This is a genomic window from Streptomyces sp. NPDC101132 (genome assembly GCF_044759225.1).
In the GTDB taxonomy this organism is placed as follows: Bacteria; Actinomycetota; Actinomycetes; order Streptomycetales; family Streptomycetaceae; genus Streptomyces.
In genome coordinates this window covers 107,030-127,771 of record NZ_JBIVYX010000002.1, presented here as the reverse complement: position 1 = coordinate 127,771, position 20,742 = coordinate 107,030, and the positions used below count along the sequence as shown (strand labels likewise).

At 71.9% G+C, this 20,742-nt stretch carries 20 protein-coding genes and 1 riboswitch; of the genes, 13 read left to right on the top strand and 7 right to left on the bottom strand.

The window, feature by feature from the left end:
* Positions 1-54: 54 nt before the first annotated feature.
* From ACIQUR_RS04895 to ACIQUR_RS04875, 5 genes are all read left to right on the top strand, one after another.
* Positions 55-891, top strand: coding sequence for a helix-turn-helix domain-containing protein (locus tag ACIQUR_RS04895; protein WP_403658369.1), 837 nt, complete (start codon positions 55-57; stop codon positions 889-891).
* Entirely contained in the window at positions 878-1,150 is a 273-nt protein-coding gene (locus ACIQUR_RS04890; RefSeq protein WP_403658366.1) for a DUF397 domain-containing protein, read from the top strand. The genes ACIQUR_RS04895 and ACIQUR_RS04890 overlap by 14 nt, the downstream gene beginning before the upstream one ends.
* Before the next feature lie 251 nt (positions 1,151-1,401).
* Positions 1,402-2,250: a hypothetical protein gene (locus ACIQUR_RS04885; protein WP_403658363.1), complete on the top strand. Its 849-nt coding sequence runs from the start codon at positions 1,402-1,404 to the stop codon at positions 2,248-2,250.
* Between the two features lie 59 nt (positions 2,251-2,309).
* On the top strand, positions 2,310-2,888 hold the full coding sequence (locus ACIQUR_RS04880; RefSeq protein ID WP_403658360.1) for a Uma2 family endonuclease: 579 nt from the start codon (positions 2,310-2,312) through the stop codon (positions 2,886-2,888).
* A gap of 264 nt (positions 2,889-3,152) precedes the next feature.
* A complete protein-coding gene (locus tag ACIQUR_RS04875) occupies positions 3,153-4,706 on the top strand; it encodes an FG-GAP-like repeat-containing protein (RefSeq protein WP_403658357.1) in 1,554 nt (517 codons plus the stop codon).
* 43 nt (positions 4,707-4,749) lie between these two features.
* On the opposite strand, the gene ACIQUR_RS04870 is transcribed toward ACIQUR_RS04875, so the two are convergent.
* On the bottom strand, positions 4,750-5,349 hold the full coding sequence (locus ACIQUR_RS04870; protein ID WP_403658354.1) for a phosphoribosylanthranilate isomerase: 600 nt from the start codon (positions 5,347-5,349) through the stop codon (positions 4,750-4,752).
* A gap of 134 nt (positions 5,350-5,483) precedes the next feature.
* On the opposite strand from ACIQUR_RS04870, the gene ACIQUR_RS04865 reads away from it, so the two are divergent.
* Positions 5,484-7,166: an FG-GAP repeat domain-containing protein gene (locus tag ACIQUR_RS04865; protein WP_403658350.1), complete on the top strand. Its 1,683-nt coding sequence runs from the start codon at positions 5,484-5,486 to the stop codon at positions 7,164-7,166.
* Positions 7,167-7,278: 112 nt separating this feature from the next.
* Here the strand turns inward: ACIQUR_RS04865 and groL are convergent, their stop codons facing one another.
* The 4 genes from groL to thrC all read right to left on the bottom strand — a co-directional run bounded on the left by groL (position 7,279) and on the right by thrC (position 11,497).
* Entirely contained in the window at positions 7,279-8,898 is a 1,620-nt protein-coding gene (gene groL / locus ACIQUR_RS04860; protein WP_399939193.1) for a chaperonin GroEL, read from the bottom strand.
* Positions 8,899-9,265: 367 nt separating this feature from the next.
* Complete coding sequence (locus tag ACIQUR_RS04855; protein ID WP_399939190.1) at positions 9,266-9,472, bottom strand: cold-shock protein; 207 nt, start codon at positions 9,470-9,472, stop codon at positions 9,266-9,268.
* A 410-nt stretch (positions 9,473-9,882) separates the two neighbouring features.
* Positions 9,883-10,161, bottom strand: coding sequence for a MoaD/ThiS family protein (locus tag ACIQUR_RS04850; protein ID WP_403658346.1), 279 nt, complete (start codon positions 10,159-10,161; stop codon positions 9,883-9,885).
* A gap of 34 nt (positions 10,162-10,195) precedes the next feature.
* Positions 10,196-11,497 carry a threonine synthase gene (gene thrC / locus ACIQUR_RS04845; RefSeq protein ID WP_403658343.1) on the bottom strand — a complete coding sequence of 434 codons (1,302 nt, stop codon included), beginning with the start codon at positions 11,495-11,497 and terminating at the stop codon, positions 10,196-10,198.
* Positions 11,491-11,640: riboswitch (SAM riboswitch) on the bottom strand. It overlaps the preceding gene by 7 nt.
* Positions 11,641-11,791: 151 nt before the next feature.
* Here thrC and ACIQUR_RS04840 point away from each other — a divergent pair.
* Both ACIQUR_RS04840 and ACIQUR_RS04835 read left to right on the top strand, forming a co-directional pair.
* Positions 11,792-12,787, top strand: a complete 996-nt coding sequence (locus ACIQUR_RS04840) for a glucosyl-3-phosphoglycerate synthase (RefSeq protein ID WP_403658340.1) — start codon at positions 11,792-11,794, stop codon at positions 12,785-12,787.
* A gap of 9 nt (positions 12,788-12,796) precedes the next feature.
* On the top strand, positions 12,797-14,200 hold the full coding sequence (locus ACIQUR_RS04835) for a trehalose-6-phosphate synthase (RefSeq protein WP_403658337.1): 1,404 nt from the start codon (positions 12,797-12,799) through the stop codon (positions 14,198-14,200).
* A gap of 121 nt (positions 14,201-14,321) precedes the next feature.
* On the opposite strand, the gene otsB is transcribed toward ACIQUR_RS04835, so the two are convergent.
* Positions 14,322-15,167: a trehalose-phosphatase gene (otsB, locus tag ACIQUR_RS04830; protein ID WP_403658334.1), complete on the bottom strand. Its 846-nt coding sequence runs from the start codon at positions 15,165-15,167 to the stop codon at positions 14,322-14,324.
* A gap of 142 nt (positions 15,168-15,309) precedes the next feature.
* Between otsB and ACIQUR_RS04825 the strand changes: the two genes are divergently transcribed.
* Positions 15,310-15,825 (top strand): MarR family winged helix-turn-helix transcriptional regulator, encoded by a 516-nt coding sequence (locus ACIQUR_RS04825; RefSeq protein ID WP_399939175.1) that lies wholly within the window; start codon positions 15,310-15,312, stop codon positions 15,823-15,825.
* A gap of 9 nt (positions 15,826-15,834) precedes the next feature.
* Positions 15,835-16,086, top strand: a complete 252-nt coding sequence (locus ACIQUR_RS04820; RefSeq protein WP_399939173.1) for a DUF3263 domain-containing protein — start codon at positions 15,835-15,837, stop codon at positions 16,084-16,086.
* 69 nt (positions 16,087-16,155) lie between these two features.
* On the opposite strand, the gene ACIQUR_RS04815 is transcribed toward ACIQUR_RS04820, so the two are convergent.
* On the bottom strand, positions 16,156-17,373 hold the full coding sequence (locus ACIQUR_RS04815; RefSeq protein ID WP_403658329.1) for an ABC transporter substrate-binding protein: 1,218 nt from the start codon (positions 17,371-17,373) through the stop codon (positions 16,156-16,158).
* A 210-nt stretch (positions 17,374-17,583) separates the two neighbouring features.
* Here ACIQUR_RS04815 and ACIQUR_RS04810 point away from each other — a divergent pair, with 210 nt between their 5' ends.
* The 3 genes from ACIQUR_RS04810 to ACIQUR_RS04800 all read left to right on the top strand — a co-directional run bounded on the left by ACIQUR_RS04810 (position 17,584) and on the right by ACIQUR_RS04800 (position 20,734).
* A complete protein-coding gene (locus ACIQUR_RS04810) occupies positions 17,584-18,516 on the top strand; it encodes an ROK family protein (RefSeq protein WP_403658326.1) in 933 nt (310 codons plus the stop codon).
* Positions 18,516-19,667 (top strand): N-acetylglucosamine-6-phosphate deacetylase, encoded by a 1,152-nt coding sequence (gene nagA, locus ACIQUR_RS04805; RefSeq protein ID WP_403658323.1) that lies wholly within the window; start codon positions 18,516-18,518, stop codon positions 19,665-19,667. Before ACIQUR_RS04810 ends, nagA begins: the two co-directional genes overlap by 1 nt.
* A 152-nt stretch (positions 19,668-19,819) precedes the next feature.
* On the top strand, positions 19,820-20,734 hold the full coding sequence (locus tag ACIQUR_RS04800; RefSeq protein WP_403658320.1) for a 1-phosphofructokinase family hexose kinase: 915 nt from the start codon (positions 19,820-19,822) through the stop codon (positions 20,732-20,734).
* The last annotated feature ends 8 nt before the right edge of the window (positions 20,735-20,742 follow it).

Sequence of the window (20,742 nt, the reverse complement as noted above, 5' to 3'; positions counted from 1 at the left end):
TGCGGCGCGGCCAACAACCGCGTCTGCTGGACCGAGCGTTGGGAGACCCCCGTCATGGCCGGACCTCGCGAACTCGACCCCTCCTCGTCACCGAGGGCCATGCTGGGCGCGGAGCTGCGGTTCCGCCGGAAGCAGGCCGACCTCACCCAGGAGGAACTGGGTGCCCCGCTGTTCGTCAGCGGCTCGTTCATCGGCCAGCTGGAGGCCGGCACCCGCCGGATGCAGCCGGACCAGGCCCGCGAGATCGACCGCGTGCTGAGGACGGACGGCTACTTCGAGCGGAACTGCGCGGCCGCGACGAAGTCGAAGTACCCGGACCACTTCGCGGAGGCGGCGGAGGCCGAGGCTCGGGCCGAGCAGATCAAGGAGTACGCGCCGCATTTGATTCCGGGCATCCTGCAAACGGAGCCGTACGCGCGTGCGATCTTTCGCGCACTCCAGCCCACCGCCACGGAGCCCACCATCGACGGCTTGGTGTCGGCCAGGCTGGACCGCGGCAAGCTCCTCGACGATCCAACAAAGCCGATGTTGTGGGCTGTGCTCGACGAGGCGGTTCTCCGGCGCGTGGTCGGCAGCCCCCAGGCCATGGCTGCCGCACTCCAGCACGTCGTGCAGCTGGCGCGACGCCACCGCATCATCGTCCAGGTGCTGCCCTTCTCGGCAGGAGCCCACATCGCGCAGGGCGGAGGCATCAAGATGATGTCCTTCAGCGACGGGCCGCCCCTCGCCTACGTCGAAGGGCTTGGCACAGGTCAGCTGCTGGATGATCCGGCCGCCGTTTCTCGCTACCAGCTGTCCTACGATCTTGTCGCGGCCACTGCTCTGGCACCAGCAGCATCCCTGGCCCTGGTCGAGTCGATGGCAGAGGATTACGCGCATGGCGAGCACTGAGTACGACCTGAGCGTGGCCGAGTGGTTCAAGTCCAGCTACAGCGGCGGGGACGGCGGCGACTGCATTGAGGTCGCCCGCTGGCAGAAGTCCACGTACAGCGACGGCAGTGGCGGAAACTGCATCGAGATCGCCCCGCACTGCGACCTCGTCCCCGTCCGGGACTCCAAGAACCCCGACGGCCCGAAGCTCGTGTTCCCCGCCCCCGCGTGGACCGCGTTCCTCGCCGGGGTCCAGCGCGGCGATTTCCCCAGCACCTGAGCGCCCCGAGGCTCAAGCCCCCACGCCCGGGCCCCTTCTTGAAGGAATGGGAGGTGGGTTTAACCCACCCACCCCCCCTCCCCGTCAGCGCCCAACTGGCCGCCAGAGCAGCCAGGATGACTAATCGTGAGCGACTTGCGACGGAAGGTCGCGAGGGTCTAGCTTGCGGCGAGACGGCAAAAAGACGACCCCCGCCGGTGCGCCAACACCGGACGAGGGCCTAAGCATCGAGATCGGACTCAACGATCCCCATGTCTGACATCAAGTTTACGACCGCGCCGCACCCCCTCGCCAAGCCCGGCTACGGAAAAATCACCGCACCGGACCAACTGGCCCGCACGCGGAACGACTTCTCCGACCTCCCGATCCGCGAGGCGGCCGTCGCGTCGTACATCGACCGGCTGCCCGACGGGGCGGACATCAGCGTGAAGACCCTCGCCGCTGTCCTGCCGCTCTGGGGCCAGTGCGCACTCCGCACCGCCCTGAACCGCCTGGTCGACGCCGGCCACCTCTGCCGCCAGCGCGAGCGCATCGGCAGCAGCTGGGTCACCCGCACCTACTTCTCCCGCACCGCGCGGGACGGGGCCTGGTGGGCGAGGTTCACCCGTAAGGACGCCCCCGCCCCCACCGCACCGCCGCCACCCGAACCCGCGCCCGAACCCCCACCACCGGCCGCCCCGAGCCGGGACAGCGCCTTCGGCATCCTGGCCGGGCTCGGCCGGCACGATCCGAGGCTCACCCTCTCCAAGGCCGACTGCTCCACCCTCGCCCCGCTCGTCGCAGCGTGGCTGGCCAAGGGCGCGACCGCCGCTCAGATCACGCTGACCCTCACCGCCGGACTCCCCCGCGACGTGCACCACCCGGCCGCCTTCGTCCGCAAGCGCCTCGAAGCCAAACTCCCGCCCGACCCCGTGGAACGCCCCCCGGCCCCGGTCCGCGCCGAGTGCGCCGACTGCCGGGCCCCAGGCCCGCCGTCGGCCTTCCGCGACGGCCTCTGCGCCCCCTGCCGCAACCAGCCCCCGGCGCCACCCCGCGGACTCCTGCCGCCCGACCGGGTCCGCGCCCACGCCACCCGCATCCGCGAAGGGAGACGCACTTGACCGTCGAAGCGGTCCGCCTCCGCACCCACGGGGCACCATGGAGCCGAGGAGGCGAACCCATGACCCCCAGCTTTGCCGACCACCCCCAGATGACCGTCGACGAGTTCGAGGAGCTGGCCCACAAGGCCCCCGAGACGGTCGCCCTCGAATTCATCCAGGGAAAGCTAGAGGTCAAGCCCGTGCCGGACGGCGACCACGGGGCCATCATCATGTGGCTCCTGCGCCTGTGCATGCAGCAGCGCCCCGAACTGGCCCTCTATCCCGAGCAGGGCCTCGTCACCCAGGAGTACCGGAATGGCCGGGCCCGACCTGACGGGGTTCTGGCCCCGTTCGACCATTTCGTCGGGCAGGGCGAATGGGCCGGTTCCGACGGCGTGCTGATGACCGTCGAGGTGACGTCCCACGACCCGGACACCGACCGCCGCGACCGCAGGGAGAAGCGCGACGGCTACGCGGCAGCGGGCATCCCCGTGTACCTGCTCATCGATCGCGATGAGCAGGAGGTCGTCGTGTACGCAGACCCCTCTCGGGGCAAGTACGCCCAGCGCGCGACCTACCCGTACGGCTCGCAGGTCAAGCTGCCCGACCCCGTCGGCATCACGCTCGACACCGACAAGCTCAAGGACTACACCCGCTGAGCCGGCTCAACACAACGCTCTGACCTGCGGTTTGGCCGCGCGGCCCTGGTGGCCACCACGGCGAGCACCGGTGACCTGTACCTCTACAGCAGCATGAGCAACAGCCTGAAGTCCGGCGTGAAGATCGGCCAGGGCTGGGGCGGCATGAGCCACCTGATCTGACCCGGCCACCCGACACGCGAAAGGGCCCGCCCCCTCCCCCAGGGCGGGCCCTCGTCGCGTTCCCGCCCGACTCGCCGACCGCCCCTGCCTATGATCACGCCCATGAAGTTGATCACTCGTCTGGCCGCTTGTGCGGCCACCGCCGCCATAGCCGCCGGATCCCTCGCCGGACCGGCCCAAGGGGCCGCGGCCCGTACCCACGGAGACATGAACGGCGACGGCAAGACCGACATCACCGTCTCCGGCGGCTTCGGGGCGCCCGGTCACCAGCTCCAGATCATCCCCGGTGGCACGGTGGGCCGCCTCGGCAGCGCACTGCCCGCGGCCGTCATCAGCCAGGACACCCCGGGCGTACCCGGCAAGGCGGGGGAGTACGACGGCTGGGGCGAGGTCCTGGCGTACGGAGACTTCAACCGCGACGGCCGCGCGGACGTGGCCGTGGGCGCCCCCAGGGACACGGTCGACGGCGCGTCCTGGGCGGGGTCCGTCACCGTCCTGTACGGCAGGTCCGGCACCCCCTACTTCTCCCAGGGACAGCGCTTCACCCAGAGCACCCCGGGCGTACCCGGAGAAGCCGAGCCGTCCGACGCTTTCGGGGAGGCCCTGGCAGCAGGTGACTTCAACGGCGACGGTTACACCGACCTGGCGATCGGCGCACCGGGCGAGCAGTTCGGCACGCACTACGACGCCGGCTCCGTCACGGTCCTCAAAGGCGGCGCGAACGGTCTGACCGGCGTCGGAGCCAAGAGCTTCAGCCAGAACACCGCCGGCGTACCCGGCTCGGTGGGCACCCGGAACCGCTTCGGCCTCCGGCTGATCGCGGCCAACGTCGCCGGCGACACCAAGAAGGAACTGATCGTCGTCTCCCCCGGGGACCCCGGCTCCGGCGAGGTACAGCCCTGCACGGAGAACGGCCAGGTCTGGCACTACACCACCCAGGGCAGCCTCACCGTCCTGCGCGGCACGAGCGGCGGTCCCGCCACCAGCGGACTGCAGTACCTGGACCCGGCGAAGCTCGGCATCCACGGCTTCAGCGGCTACTACGCCGGCGGTTCAACCGGCACCCCGGGCGTCGCGGCCAAGTTCTACGGCGGGCCGTACGAGGACCTCGCGTTCGCCACGCCCAACGCCCGCAACGGCATCTGCGGCGAAGGCGCGGTGGCCGTGCTGCGGGGCGGCCCCAACGGCCTCGGCACCAAGCCCGCCGTCCTGACGGCCGCGAAGGCGGGCAAACCGCGCCTCCCCGGCAAGGATTGGGGCTTCAACCTCGCCGCGGGCGACGTCGACGGTGACGGCCGGGCCGACCTGTACGCCCCGTGCAACTGGTGCGAGGAGGACAGGCTGGGCTACACGGCGATCCTGTTCGGCACGCCCACCGGCCTGGGCGCGGGCGGCCGCCGGTGGGTCTGGGTCAACCCGTACGAGCGCGAACGCACCCGGAACGCGGCGATGCTCGACGTGGACGGCGACCGCAGGAGCGAACTGCTGCTCTCGTACCCGGACGTGGCTCCGGCCGGCGGGAAGCCGGGCGTGGCCAGGGTCCTGAAGTTCGCCCCGAGCGGCACGGGCGTCCGCATCGCCGCCCAGCAGCGCCTGACCCGGTCCACCGTGGGATCCGGCGCTTCCTACGGTCCCCAGGGGCCGTTCGCCCAGTGACGCACGCCGGCCCGGGGCGACGCAGGCCGGCCCCGGGCCGGCGTCAGCCTCGGGCGGCCTTGATGAATGCCGTGATCAGGGCCGGGTCCTTCACGCCGCGGGAGCTCTCCACGCCGCTCGAGACGTCCACGCCCCACGCGCCGGTGGTCTCCACGGCCTCCCGGACGTTGCCCGGGTGCAGGCCGCCGGCCAGCAGCCAGCGGCCCTCGGGGGCGGTGAAGTCCGCCGCGCCCCAGTTCCACGGCTTGCCCGAGCCCGGGTCCGGCGCGTCCAGCAGCAGCAGGTCCTCGCCGTACTCGCCGCAGCGCCGCACGTCGGTCTTCGAGGTGGCCCGCAGCAGGGTCCGGCCCTCCGCGCGCAGCGCCTCGAAGAACTCCGGCCCCTCCTCGCCGTGCAGCTGTACGGCCCGCAGCCCGCTCTCCTCGGTGAAGCGGCGCACCTCGTCCACGGACTGGCCGCGGAAGACGCCGACGGTCAGGACGTGCGGCGGCACCAGCGCGGCCAGTCGGCGGGCGGTGGCGGCGTCGAGCTGCCGGGGGCTGGCGGCGGAGACGAAGCCCACGGCGTCGGCGCCGTCCCGGACGGCGGTCTCGACGTCCCGCTCGGTCCGCAGGCCACAGATCTTCACGAAGAGGTCGCTCATGATGCGTCCAGTGAACCAGAGCGGGTCCACGGCCGACCTACGAGAGCGGGAAAGGTTGTACCGGCGAGCTCTTACACCTCAAGATCCCCGTGGTTAGGGTGCGGACGCCAGACGTACGTTCCCAGGGGAGCCAGTTGTCCACTCACACCCGCCGCGACCGCAGCCGCCGGCTGCGCCGTCTCGCGGCCTGCGCCGCCTTCGTCCTCTCGGCGAGCGGGCTCGCCACCGCCCTGCCCGCCGCGGTCCCCGGCGAGGCCGGCGGTGCGACCGCCCACGCGGCCACCACCCTCAAGCCCCGCACCGACGTGGACGGCGACGGGCAGAACGACCTGCTGTTCCGGTACCCGTCGGGCGAGGGGACCATGTGGTCCACGAAGTACGTCCGGGCCCAGAACTACACGTACTACGGCTACCCGGCCTCCCAGCCCAAGGACATCATCGGCCTCGGCAACGTCCGCGGTGACAGCCGGCCCGAGGTGCTCCAGCTGACCGCCGACGGCCGCCTCTCGCTGCACACCGCGACGGTGTCCGGCACCCTCGCGCCCACCTGGACCGGCACCGGCTGGCAGATCTACGACCGCGTGGTCGCCGCCGACGACCTGAACCGCGACGGCCGCCCCGACCTGATCGCCCGCACCCCGTCCGGGGACCTGTACCTGTACAAGAGCAACGGCAGCTCCACGGGCAACCCGTTCTCCACCCGCACGAAGGTCGGCTACGGCTGGTCCGGCTACGACCAGCTCGTCGGCGCCGGAGACCTGGACCGCGACGGCGTCGGCGACGTCCTGGCCCGCGACCGCTCCGGCTACCTCTGGTACTACAAGGGCAGCGGCAGCTCGACCGCGCCCTTCAAGTCGCGCGTCAAGGTCGGCAGCGGCTGGAACAGCTTCACCAAGATCATCGCGCAGGGCGACCAGAACCACGACGGCAAGGCCGACTTGATGACGCTCAAGTCGACCGGCGACGTCTACTACTACCTGTCCAACGGCAACGGCTCGTTCCAGCCCCGCAGCACGTGGGGCGACGGCTGGTGGTGGATGGCCCGGGCCGTGAACGAGGGCAGCAACCCCGTCCCCGGCAAGCACGGCGTCGTGGGCGTGAACGCCGCCGGCGAGCTGTACTTCCACGACAACCGGTCGGACGGCCTGTACCCGTCGTACGAGACCTACGGCGCCTTGCCCGCGGGCAGGAAGCTGGTCATGGCCGCCGGGATCGACGGCTCGAACCAGGCCGCCGTACTCGCCTTCGGCGGCGGACAGCTGACGAACGTCAAGAAGAACGCCCTGGTCAGCGGCGACTACTCCACCACGAACCTCGTCGCCGGCCCGGGCGATCTGACCGGCGACGGCCGGGGCGACCTGGTCACCCGCGACACCGCGGGCGTCCTCTGGCTGCGCGCCGGCAGCGGCAACGGCACCGGGTTCGCCGCACCGGTCCGCATCGGCAGCGGCTGGGGCACGTACAAGGCGCTGGTCGGCAGCGGGGACGTCAACGGCGACAGCCGCACCGACCTGATCGCCCAGGCCACGGACGGAAACCTCTACATCTACCGGGGCACGGGCAGCGCCACGGCACCCTTCACGTCCCGCCAGCTGATCGGCTCCGGCTGGAACACCTACAACGCCATCGCCGCCTCGGGCGACCAGAACGGCGACGGCCGCGCCGACATCGTCGGCCGTGACAGCAGCGGAAAGATGTACGTCTACCTCGGCACCGGCGGCTCCGGTACGGCGACCTTCGCCGCCCGCAAGGCCATCGCGTCCTACGGCCCGAACGGCGCGGGCGGCAGCTGGAACGTCTACCCGCAGATCGGCTGACAGCCTCACTGCACCAACGCCAGAGGGCGGCACCCCCGATGGGGTGCCGCCCTCTGCGTACAGCTCTTCGGATCCGGGGACCCGCAGGACCTGCCGATCAGCCAGGGGCCGATCAGAAGTCCATGTCACCGCCCGGCATGCCGCCCGGAGCGGCCGCGGCCTTCTCCGGCTTGTCGGCGATGACGGCCTCGGTGGTCAGGAACAGGGCCGCGATGGAGGCCGCGTTCTGCAGAGCGGAACGGGTCACCTTGGCCGGGTCGATGATGCCCTCGGCGATCATGTCGACGTACTCGCCGGTCGCGGCGTTCAGGCCGTGGCCGACGGGGAGGTTGCGCACCTTCTCCACGACGACGCCGCCCTCGAGACCACCGTTGACGGCGATCTGCTTCAGCGGGGCCTCCAGGGCCAGCTTGACGGCGTTGGCACCGGTGGCCTCGTCGCCGTCCAGCTCCAGCTTCTCGAAGACCGCGGAGGCCTGGAGCAGGGCCACGCCACCACCGGCGACGATGCCCTCCTCGACGGCCGCCTTCGCGTTGCGAACGGCGTCCTCGATGCGGTGCTTGCGCTCCTTCAGCTCGACCTCGGTCGCGGCACCGGCCTTGATGACCGCCACGCCGCCGGCGAGCTTCGCGAGGCGCTCCTGGAGCTTCTCGCGGTCGTAGTCCGAGTCGGAGTTCTCGATCTCGGCGCGGATCTGGTTGACGCGACCGGCAACCTGGTCGCTGTCACCGGCACCGTCGACGATCGTGGTCTCGTCCTTGGTGATGACGACCTTGCGGGCGCGGCCGAGCAGGTCCAGGCCGGCGTTCTCCAGCTTGAGGCCGACCTCCTCGGAGATGACCGTGCCACCGGTGAGGATGGCGATGTCGCCCAGCATGGCCTTGCGGCGGTCGCCGAAGCCCGGGGCCTTGACGGCGACGGACTTGAAGGTGCCGCGGATCTTGTTGACGACCAGGGTCGACAGGGCCTCGCCGTCGACGTCCTCGGCGATGATCAGCAGCGGCTTGCCGGACTGCATGACCTTCTCCAGCAGCGGAAGGAGGTCCTTCACGTTGCTGACCTTGGAGTTGACGATCAGGATGTACGGGTCGTCCAGGGACGCCTCCATACGCTCCATGTCGGTGGCGAAGTACGCCGAGATGTAGCCCTTGTCGAAGCGCATGCCCTCGGTGAGCTCCAGCTCCAGACCGAAGGTCTGGGACTCCTCGACCGTGATGACGCCTTCCTTGCCGACCTTGTCCATGGCCTCGGCGATGAGCTCGCCGATCTGGGTGTCGGCGGCGGAGATGGAGGCGGTCGAAGCGATCTGCTCCTTGGTCTCGACCTCCTTGGCCTGGTCGAGCAGGGCGCCGGAGACGGCCTCGACGGCCTTCTCGATGCCGCGCTTCAGGGCCATCGGGTTGGCGCCGGCGGCCACGTTGCGCAGGCCCTCGCGGACGAGCGCCTGGGCGAGCACGGTCGCGGTGGTGGTGCCGTCGCCCGCGACGTCGTCCGTCTTCTTGGCGACTTCCTTGACCAGCTCGGCGCCGATCTTCTCGTACGGGTCCTCGAGCTCGATCTCCTTGGCGATGGACACACCATCGTTGGTGATCGTGGGCGCGCCCCACTTCTTCTCGAGGACGACGTTGCGGCCCTTGGGGCCAAGGGTGACCTTGACGGCGTCGGCGAGCTGGTTCATGCCGCGCTCGAGACCGCGCCGGGCCTCCTCGTCGAACGCGATGATCTTGGCCATGTGAAGTGGTCCTCCCGGACTGGGGTGGAATGCTCCGGACCGCGCCAGCGCCCGCGACGGACGGCCTGCGTGCCCTGCGGGTCCTTGCCCCGGGGGCTCGCGGGCCTCACCGACCCAGTCCTCGTCTTTATCACTCTCACCCGGAGAGTGCTAACGCCAATGATTAGCACTCGACCCCCCCGAGTGCAAGCGAGTCAGGCGAGGTCGCCCACCGGATGAGACGGACGATCAGCGGACGATCAGCGGACGATCAAGGGGGACGCGGGGCGCGCGGAGGGGCGCGCGGGCACGCACGAGGGGCCCGCACCCTCCCCGGGTTGCGGGCCCCTCGTACGTGTATGCGTCGTTGGCCGATCGCGCCGCGGCTTTAGCTGGTGGCGAGCTTGACCATGTCCGCCTGCGGACCCTTCTGGCCCTGCGAGATCTCGAACTCGACTCGCTGACCTTCCTCGAGGGTGCGGTAGCCGTCCATCTGGATCGCGCTGTAGTGGACGAAGACGTCCGCACCACCGTCGACCGCGATGAAGCCGTAGCCCTTCTCCGCGTTGAACCACTTGACGGTGCCCTGAGCCATGCCTAACTCCCCTATTACTGGCCCTTGCGCGGGGCCGCACTTCGCGGACCCGGGTCAGACCTTGCGCCGTAACGCGCCGACCGCGGCTGAATGTATCTGCACCAGTGCTGTCTGCAACAGGTCATTCCGACGAGAATTCAGGACACGTCGGAATCCAGAGAAGGCACGAAAATTCGGATTACAGCAGGGCAAGTCGGGCCGGATGAAACGCGCCAACAGCGCATATCGCACACGTACATTGACCCGATGTCGACCATGCCGCTGCTCGCTCATATGCGCGCGGCATGAACAGCGAGGGGGGCTACCCCAACCCTACCGCGCGCAACCAACCAGAATCGCCCCCTCCGCTTTTGCGGAAGGGGCGATTCGATGAACTATTCGGGTTCCGGAAAAGGCTCCGGAAACGGGACTCAGCAGCCGCCCGCGACCGCCGGAATGATGGAGATGCCGGCGCCCTCGGGGGTCGCCGTCTCCAGGCCGCCCTCGAAGCGCACGTCGTCGTCGTTCACGTACACGTTCACGAAGCGGCGCAGCTTGCCCTGGTCGTCCAGCACGCGGGCGGCGATGCCGGGGTGGTTCCGCTCCAGGGACTCGATGACCTCGGCGAGGGTGGTGCCCTCGGCGGGGACCTCGGCCTGGCCGCCGGTGTAGGTGCGGAGGATGGTGGGGATGCGGACGTTGACGCTCATGGGGCTGTGCCTTCCGGGGAGCAGCGGCGGGGGATCAGGAGGCGAGGCCGGCGGCGCGGAACGCGTCCAGGCTCGGGCGGATGGTGGCGGTCTGGCCGGTGCCGGAGATCGCCTCCAGGGTCTTGAGGCCGTCACCGGTGTTGAGGACGACCGTGGTGAGGGACGGGTCCAGCCGGCCCTCCTCGATCAGCTTCTTGGTGACGCCGACGGTCACGCCGCCCGCCGTCTCGGCGAAGATGCCCTCGGTCCGGGCGAGCAGCTTGATGGCGTCCACGACCTGCTCGTCGTTGACGTCCTCGACGTAGCCGCCGGTGCGGCGGGCGATGTCGAGCACGTACGGGCCGTCGGCCGGGTTGCCGATGGCCAGCGACTTGGCGATGGTGTTCGGCTTCTGGGGGCGGACCACGTCGTGGCCGGCCTTGAAGGCGGCGGAGACCGGGGAGCAGCCCTCGGCCTGGGCGCCGAAGATCTTGTACGGCTTGTCCTCGACCAGGCCGAGCCTGATCAGCTCCTGGAGACCCTTGTCGATCTTCGTGAGCTGCGAGCCGGAGGCGATCGGGATGACGATCTGGTCGGGCAGCTGCCAGCCGAGCTGCTCGCAGATCTCGTACGCCAGGGTCTTGGAGCCCTCGCCGTAGTACGGGCGGAGGTTGACGTTCACGAAGCCCCAGCCCTCGCCCAGCGGGTCGCCGATGAGCTCGGAGCAGAAGCGGTTGACGTCGTCGTAGTTGCCCTCGATGCCGACCAGGTCGCCGCCGTACACCGCGGCCATGACGACCTTGCCCTGCTCCAGGTCGTGCGGGATGAACACGCAGGAGCGGAAGCCGGCGCGGGCGGCGGCGGCGCCGACGGCGCCGGCCAGGTTGCCGGTGGAGGAGCAGGAGAGCGTGGTGAAGCCGAAGGCGCGGGCGGCCTCGACGGCGATCGCGACGACGCGGTCCTTGAAGGAGTGCGTCGGGTTGCCGGAGTCGTCCTTGACGTAGAGCTTGCCGGTGACGCCCAGCTCCCTGGCCAGGTTCTCGGCGTCGACGAGCTTGGTGAAGCCGGGGTTCAGGTTCGGCTTGTCGGCCACGTCCGCGGGGACGGGCAGCAGCGGGGCGTAGCGCCAGATGCTGTTCGGGCCGGCCTCGATCCGCTTGCGGAGGGTCTCCGGGTCGCCGGCGGGCAGGTCGTACGCCACCTCAAGGGGCCCGAAACACTCCGCACAGGCGAAGATGGGGCCGAGGTCGAAGCGGGTTCCGCACTCGCGACAGGAGAGTCCGGCGGCGGGACCGAGGTCGACCTGGGTGGGGGTAGCGTGCTGTGAAGCCATGATGGCGAGGCCCTTTCTCCTCATCTTCCCCATGGCGGACGTCGCCATGAGACGGAATTGGCACCTTCCCTAGCCAGGAGCCTCGCTGCGCGACGATGCGCACGAGACCGGCTGGAGGGTTGCCGGGGCTTCAACGGGCCGTGTCCCTCTGCCCCTCTGGATGAGCGGTATTCGATTGTCAGCGCGGCATCCGACCCCCGACATGCGTTGGTCATCCGCGTTGTTCAAGACTGTAACCGAAGGGCCGGGAGGTGGAAGGTTCCGTCCGAACGGCGAGATAGAGATCACTGGGAACGACCACTGACGAGGGGATCCGGGGTGCTGGAAGAGGTGGAGCGCTGGCTGGCCAGCCGGTCCTGGTCGGCTGCCGACCGCCCGCTCGACCAGCTGGCCGCCGCCAAACGGGCGCGGGGCAGCCGGGTCAGCGTGGTGCTGCCGGCGCTCGACGAGGAGGCCACGGTCGGGGAGATCGTGGAGGTCGTCCGGCGCGAGCTGATGGACCCGGTTTCCGGTACGCCGCTGGTGGACGAGCTGGTGGTGGTCGACTCGGGCTCGACCGACCGGACCGCCGAGGTGGCCGCCAAGGCCGGCGCGCGGGTGGTGCACCGGGACGAGATCCTGCCGCGGATCCCGGCGCTGCCGGGCAAGGGCGAGGTGCTGTGGCGGTCGCTGCTGGTGACCTCGGGGGACATCGTCTGCTTCGTGGACGCGGACCTGCGGGACTTCGACGCCGCCTTCGTCTCGGGGATCGTCGGACCGCTGCTGACCGATCCCGAGGTGCAGTTCGTCAAGGCGATGTACGACCGGCCGCTGGTCGGCGCGGACGGGGTGCCGGACGCGGGCCCGGGCGGCGGGGCCGGTCAGGGCGGCCGGGTGACGGAGCTGGTGGCCCGCCCGCTGCTGAACCTGCACTGGCCGCGGCTGGCGGGGTTCGTCCAGCCGCTGGGCGGCGAGTACGCCGTACGCAGGTCGCTGCTGGAGCGGCTGCCGTTCCCCGTGGGGTACGGGGTGGAGCTGGGGCTGCTGGTGGACGCCCTGCACACGGTGGGCCTGGACGCGCTGGCGCAGGTGGACGTCGGGGTGCGGATCCACCGGCACCAGGACGGGCTGGCGCTCGGGCGGATGGCGGCCGCGATCTACCGGACCGCGCAGCTGCGGCTCTCGCGCGGGCACCTGGTCCGGCCGGAGCTGACGCAGTTCGTCCGCGGCGAGGGCGGGTTCGAGCCGCGGACGTACGCCGTGGACACGGAGGAGCGACCGCCGATGCGGGAGATCGAGGAGTACACACGTTTGAGCGGCCGCGAGGCGGGCTAGGTTCGCCGCATGGCTACCCAGGACGGTCTTCAGGATCCGCGGCCGGGTCCGCAGGTGCTCGTCGCGGCCAACCGCGGCCCCCTCTCCTACGCCCTCGCCGCCGACGGCACGCTCAGTGCCCGGCGCGGCGGGGGTGGTCTGGTCTCCGGCCTCTCGTCCGCCCTGTCCCGGCGCCCCGGCTCGCTCTGGGTCTGCGCCGCGCTGGGCGAGGGGGACCGGGAGGCGGTGCGGCGCGGGGTGTCCGAGGCGGGCGTGCGGATGCTCGCGGTCGACGAGGGGGTCTACCAGGACGCGTACAACGGCATCGCGAACTCGGTGCTGTGGTTCGTCCACCACATGCTGTACGACATCCCGGTCGAGCCGGTCTTCGACGCGGAGTTCCGCCGGCAGTGGGACGCGTACGTGACCTACAACCGCGCCTTCGCCGAGGCCCTGGCCGCGGAGGCGGGCCCGGGGGCGGCGGTGCTGGTCCAGGACTACCAGCTGGCGCTGGTGCCGGGGCAGCTGCGCGCGCTCCGGCCCGACCTGCGGATCGGCCACTTCACGCACACCCCGTGGGCGCCGCCCGAGTACCTGCGGATCCTGCCGGACGACATCCGGGAGGAGCTGCTGCGCGGGATGCTGGGCGCGGACCGGGTGGGCTTCCACACCGAGCGGTGGGCCGCGGACTTCGCCCGCTGTGCGGCGGAGCTGGGCGAGACGCCGGCGGTGTCGGTGCACCCGCTGGGCGTGGACGCCGAGGACCTGCGGACGCTGGCGCACCGGCCGGTGGTCGAGGAGCGGCTGGCCGAGCTGCGGGAGGTCGTGGGCGACCCGGCGCGGAAGACGGTCGTGCGGGTGGACCGGACGGAGCTGAGCAAGAACATCGTGCGGGGTCTGCTGGCCTACCGCGAGCTGCTGCGGGGGTGGCCCGAGTGGCGGGGCCGGGTGGTGCACCTGGCCTTCGCGTACCCGTCGCGGCAGGACCTGGCCTCGTACCGCTCGTACACGGAGAGCGTGGGGCGGCTGGCGGAGGAGATCGAGGCGGAGTTCGGCACCCCGGACTGGCGGCCGGTGGTGACGTACGTGAAGGACGACTTCCCCCGCTCGCTGGCGGCGTACCGGCTGGCGGACGTGGCGCTGGTGAACCCGGTGCGGGACGGCATGAACCTGGTCGCCAAGGAGATCCCGGTGGTCTCGGACCGGGGCTGCGCGCTGGTGCTCTCGCGGGAGGCGGGGGCGTACGACGAGCTGGGCGAGGACGCGCTGGTGGTGAACCCGTACGACGTGTCGGCGACGGCGCGGGCGCTGCACGAGGCGCTGTCGATGGGGGATGCGGAGCGTACGGAGCGTACGAAGCGGCTGGCTGCCGCCGGCTGCGCGAACCCGCCGGCCCGCTGGTTCGAGTCCCAGCTCACGGAGCTCCAGGCCTAGTCCCTGTCTTTCGCCCCACGGGCGCGGGGCCCGGGTCCCGTGCCGGTGGGGGTCCCGTGCCGGGTGCGGGTCCCGTGCCGGGTGCGGGACCGGCGCGGGACCCGTTCGGGCCGCGGGCCCGTCAGGACAGGGCGGCGGCCAGGTCGGACAGGAAGGCGACGACCGCCGGAGGGCCGTCGAGGACGAGGTCCGCCCGCTCCGCCAGCTCGGCAACCTCCGCGCTCCCGCTGCACACCAGCAGCCCCGGCAGCCCGTTCTGGCGCAGCTTCTCCACCGCGGAGAAGGCGGCGAGGTCCCCCAGGTCGTCCCCCGCGTACAGCACGGCACCGGCGCCGGTCTCCGCGAGGTACTCGGCCAGGGCGACGCCCTTGTCCATGCCCGGCGGGCGGAGTTCGAGGACGGCGCGGCCGGGCTCGACGATCAGTCCGTGCCGCTGGGCCAGCTCGGCGAGCGGCTCCCGCAGCGCCTCGAAGGCGGCCTGCGGGTCGGCGGCACGGCGCGTGTGGACCGCGACGGCCCGCCCCTTCTCCTCGATCCAGGTGCCCTGCCAGGCGCCGATCGCGTCGAGGAACCCGGGCAGCTCGGCCCGGACGGCCGCGACCCCGGGGTGGGGGGCGGGCGCGTGGACGGTGCCGGATATCGCGTCCCAGCGCTCGGCGCCGTAGTGGCCGAGCACGGTCAGCCGCTCCAGCCCGGGTACGCCGGCGAAGCCGCCGTACCGCACGGCGACGCCCGCCGGGCGGCCGGTGATCACGGCGACGGAGCCGACGCGGGGCGCGAGGGCCGCCAGCGCGGGGACCGCGCCGGGGTGGGCGCGCGCCTGGTCGGGGTCAGGGACGATCTCGGCGAGAGTGCCGTCGAAGTCGAGGGCGACGACCGACCGCTCCGGTGTGCGGAGCAGCGCGTCGAGCGCTTCGCGGCCTGCGGGAGTGGTGGGCGTGGGCATGCGATGCGAATGGCTCCCCATGGCCCCGACCCTACCGGCGCCCGGCCCCCGGCGCGGGGTGCTTCCGTCCAACCCCCGGGAATCCGGGCCGCGGGCATCCGCGCGGGGGCCAGGCCCGGGCCGGGGTTTATCTCAGCGCTAAGGTAACGGCTACAGTGCGGGCATGACCGACCACGTAGACCGCGTCATCGCGCAGTGGGCCGAGCAGGCCCCCGACGCCGACGCCTCCCCCATGGGCGTCATCGGCCGGATCAAGCGCCTCTCCCACATCATCGACGCCGAGCTGCGCTCCACCTACGCCGCGCACGACCTCGACGCCTCCGCCTTCGACCTGCTGGCCACCCTCCGCAGGAGCCCCGCCCCGCACCAGCTGACCCCCGCCGAGCTGATGCGGGCCTCGATGGTGACCTCCGGCGCCATCACCCAGCGGCTGGACCGCCTGGAGGCGCGGGGGCTGATCGCCCGTACCCGCCGGGAGGCGGACGGGCGGAGCTTCCACGTCTCGCTCACCCCGGCGGGTCTCGACCTGGTCGACCGGGCACTGGTGGACAACTTCGCGACCCAGGACCGGCTGCTCAACGGCCTGGACCCGGAGCAGCGGGAACGGCTCGCGGGCGACCTGCGGACGCTGCTGGAGACGCTCGGGGACACCGGCAGGGCTGTCGGCGTGCGCCGATAGTGTGGAGGTATGACGGAACACGAGCACGCAGGGGGCGCGCTCTCGGAGCGCGAGGCCGCCGTGCTCGCGTACGAGGGGCGCAGCTGGCCGGGGCCCGGCGCCAAGGAGCGCGCGATACGCGAGGGCCTGGGCATCTCCCCGGTCCGGTACTACCAGCTGCTCAACGCCCTGCTGGACGACCCGCGGGCGCTGGCGCACGCGCCGGGCACGGTCAACCGGCTGCGCCGGATCCGGGAGGCCCGGCGCACCGCACGGCGGTAGGCGGGGTCCTCCCGGCGGGCGGGGCCGTCCGGCACGTCGGGTACCGGGACCTCCCGGCGGGCGCCGGCGTCAGCGCTGCTGGTCCGCCGCGCGGGCGGCGGCGGCGATGTCCTCCAGCGTCCGGTCGGGGCTCTGGCCCTCGTCCATGGACTTGCCGATCTTCTGCTTGATGTCCTCGCTCACCGCGGGCCAGGACTTCTTGCCGGCCGGGTAGAGCCGGGAGTTGGGCAGGGCGCCGAGGAAGGTCTTGAGCCCCGCGTCGGCGCCGGTCGCGCCCTCCATGGCCCGGGAACCGCTGGTGGTCACCGGCAGCAGGCCGTAGGTGGAGGTGAACCGGGTGACGTTCTCCGCCTCGAAGAGGTAGTCGAGGAAGGCGCCCGCCTCCTTGGGCCGGCCGTTCTTGAAGGCCATCACCCAGTCGGCCACGCCCATCGTCGGCTCCTCCTCGCCGCGGGGCGTCGGCAGGGGCACCATGCCGAACTTCACGCCCTTGGCGGTGGCCTGCTTCATCAGCGCCGGGTGGCCGTTGAGCATGCCCACCTCGCCGTTGGAGAAGGCGTCGAAGGCGGCCTGGCGGTTGAGCTGCGAGGGCTTGACCGGGCCGGTCAGCCCCGCCTCGACCAGGTGCTCCTTGACCCAGTTCAGGGTCTTGACGTTCTCCGCCGAGTCGATGGCGTACGCCTCGTCGTTGTCGGTGTAGCCACCGCCGCCCGCCAGCAGCCACTGCATGGTCTCGGCCTGCGCCTCCTCGCGGCCCAGCGGCAGCGCGAAGGGGGTCTTGGCCTCGCCCTTGAGCTTCTTGGCGGCCGCCTCCAGCTCCGCCCACGTCCGGGGCGGCGCGGCGATGCCGGCCTTCTCGAAGAGGTCCTTGTTGTAGAAGAGCAGCCGGGTGCTGGAGACGAAGGGGATGCCGTACTGCACGCGCTTGACCTTGCCGGCGTCCGCGAGCGGGGCCAGGAAGTCGGCCTCGGTGGAGACGGCGAGCAGTTCGTCGGCGGTGTAGAGCTTGTCGTCCGCGGCGTAGTCGGCGTACGCGCCGATCTGCGCGACGTCGGGGGCCTCGCCCTTCTTCACCATCTCCGCGACCTTCGCGTCGACCTCCTCCCAGGAGTAGACGCTGACGTCGACCTTGATCCCGGGGTGCTTCGCGGTGAAGGCGGCGGCCAGCTCCTTCCAGTAGGCGGTGGAGCTGTTCGCGGAACTGTCCCCGTAGTCGGCCGCGACGACCTTGAGGGTCACGTCGTTGTCAGAGGAGAGGCCTCCGCAGCCGGCCAGCGTCACGGTCATGCACACAGCGGCGCCAAGGGCGGCCAGGCGGTTACGGGCCTTCACAGCGGTATCCCCACATCGTCGTTCCACTTGTCCCCGTAAGGTCTACACCACTCTCACGCCACCTTTACAGGGAGGGGAGGGTCCGAGTCCTCATTTGTATGGCGAGTCAACAATCCCTCTCAGTGGACTAGACCTTTCCCTCTCCGACACGCGAGACTGTCCCCCGTGAAACACGTCATCGCCCTCGATGTGGGCGGCACCGGGATGAAGGCCGCCCTGGTCGGCGCGGACGGCACGCTGCTGCACGAGGCGCGCCGCGCCACCGGCCGCGAGCGGGGCCCCGAGGCCGTCGTCGAGTCGATCCTGGAGTTCGCCGCGGACCTGCACGCGCTCGGCCGCGAGCGGTACGGCGAGAGCGCCGCCGCCGCGGGCGTCGCCGTGCCCGGCATCGTCGACGCCGAGAACGGCATCGCCGTGTACGCGGCGAACCTCGGCTGGCGCGACGTGCCCATGCGGGAACTGCTCAGCGCCCGCCTCGGCGGCATCCCGGTCGCCCTGGGCCACGACGTGCGCACCGGCGGCCTGGCCGAGGGCCGCATCGGCGCCGGCCGCGGTGCCGACCGCTTCCTCTTCGTACCCCTCGGCACCGGCATCGCCGGCGCCATCGGCATCGACGGCCGCATCGAGGCCGGCGCGCACGGCTACGCGGGCGAGATCGGCCACATCGTGGTCCGCCCGGGCGGCCCCGAGTGCGGCTGCGGCCAGCGCGGCTGCCTGGAGACCCTCGCCTCCGCCTCCGCCGTCACGCGCGCCTGGGCGGCCGCCGCGGGCGACCCCGAGGCCGACGCGGCGGACTGCGCCAAGGCCGTGGCCTCCGGCGACGCGCGCGCCCTCGCCGTCTGGGGCGAGGCCGTCGGCGCGCTCGCCGACGGGCTGGTCACCGCGCTCACCCTGCTGGACCCGCGCACGCTGATCATCGGTGGCGGGCTCGCGGAGGCCGGGGAAACCTTGTTCACACCACTAAGGACGGCCGTGAAGGAGCGCGTGACGTTCCAGCGGCTGCCGCAGATCGTTCCGGCGGCCCTCGGGGACACCGCCGGTTGCCTGGGCGCAGGCCTGCTCGCCTGGGATCTACTCGCCACGGAGGTATCCGCCTGATGGCCGCAAGCGCAGTCAGCACCGTTCTCTCCGGCGCCAGAGTGGTGCTGCCGACCGGGATCGTCGAGAACGGCCGCGTGATCGTCGCCGGTGACCGGATCGCGGGGAGCGCCCCCGACGGCGCGCCGGTGCTCGACCTGTCCGGCCACTGGCTGGTGCCCGGCTTCGTCGACATGCACAACCACGGCGGCGGCGGCGCCTCGTTCACCTCCGGGACCGCGGAGGACGTCCTCACCGGCGTCCGGACCCACCGCGAGCACGGCACCACCACCCTGGTCGCCTCCACCGTCACCGAGGACCTCGACGAGCTGGCCCGGCGCGCCTCGCTGCTGGCCGAGCTGGCCCAGCAGGGCGACATCGCGGGCATCCACTTCGAGGGCCCGTTCATCTCGCCCTGCCGCAAGGGCGCCCACACCGAGGGCCTGCTGCGCGCCCCGGACCCGGCCGAGGTGCGCAAGCTGATCGACGCCGCGCACGGGCAGGCGCGGATGGTCACGCTCGCCACCGAGCTGCCGGGCGGCCTGGACTCCGTACGGCTGCTGGCCGAGCACGGAGTGATCGCCGCGATCGGGCACACCGACGCCTCCTACGAGCAGACCGTCGAGGCCATCGACGCGGGCGCGACCGTCGCCACCCACCTCTTCAACGCGATGCCGGCACTCGCCCACCGCGCACCGGGGCCGATCGCCGCGCTGCTGGAGGACGAGCGGGTCACCGTCGAGCTGATCAACGACGGCACGCACCTGCACCCGGCCACCGTGGAGCTGGCCTTCCACCACGCCGGCGCCCACCGGGTCGCGCTGATCACCGACGCGATGGACGCGGCCGGGTTCGGTGACGGCACGTACAAGCTGGGCCCGCTCGCGGTCGAGGTGAAGGACGGCGTCGCGCGGCTCGCGGAGGGCGGCTCGATCGCCGGCTCGACGCTCACGCTGGACACCGCGTTCAAGAGGTCGGTCACGATCGACGGACTCCCGGTGGAGTCGGTGGTGCAGGCCATCTCCGCGAACCCGGCGAAGCTGCTGGGGCTGTACGACCAGGTGGGCTCCCTGGAGCCGGGCAAGTACGCCGACCTGGTGGTTCTGGACGCGGCCTTCGAGCTGAAGGGCGTCATGCGGCGCGGCGAATGGGTGGTCAACCCGTCGGCATGACGGCCGGCTGACAGCCGTTCAGGCGCCATTCGGATGTGATTCGCCCCGGATTGGACGCCGTCGGGAAAGGCGGGTGGCCCGCGGTCTGGGCCGCCCGCCATCCTTTTGGCATGATCCCGCCTCTGGGGGCTGTCTCTTGGGGGTGCCGCGCAATGATCCTTACCGTCACGCTGAACACGGCGCTCGACGTCACGTACCGCGTGCCGCGGCTGCGCGCGCACGCCTCGCACCGGGTCACGGACGTGTCCGAGCGGCCCGGCGGCAAGGGCGTCAACGTCGCCCGGGTGCTGGCCGCGCTCGGCCACGAGGTGACCGCGACCGGGTTCCTGGGCGGGCCCGTGGGCGCGGTGGTGCGGGAGGGGCTGGCGGGGTCGGCGGTGGCGGACGCCTTCGTGCCGTGCGCGGGCAACACCCGCCGGACCGTGGCGGTGGTCGACGAGACCACCGGCGACACCACGCAGTTCAACGAGGCCGGGCCGGTGATCACGCCGGCCGAGTGGAGCGCCTTCCTGGCCCGGTACGCCGACCTGGTCGACGACGCGCGGGCGGTGGCCCTGTGCGGCAGCCTGCCGCCGGGTCTGCCGGTGGGCGCGTACGCGGTACTGGTCCGCACGGCGCGGGCGGCCGGCACGCCGGTGCTGCTGGACACCAGCGGGGAGGCGCTGCGCCGGGGCATCGCGGCGCGGCCGGAGCTGATCAAGCCGAACGCCGCCGAGCTGGCCGAGCTGACCGGCTCCCGGGACCCGCTCCCGGCCACCCTGGACGCCCGGCGCCGCGGCGCCCAGGCGGTGGTGACCTCGCTGGGCCCCGCCGGGCTCCTGGCCGCCACCCCCGAGGGCACCTGGCAGGCCGCCCCGCCGCGCGCCCTCTCCGGCAACCCGACCGGCGCCGGCGACTCGGCGGTGGCGGGCCTCCTCTCGGCCCTGGCCGAGAACCTGGACTGGCCCGCCCGCCTCACCCGGGCGGTAGCCCTCTCGGCCGCCACCGTCCACGCGGCCACGGCCGGCGAGTTCCACCGCCCCACGTACGAAGCGGTCCTGACGGACACGAAGGTGACGCCGGGTTGAGTCCGGGT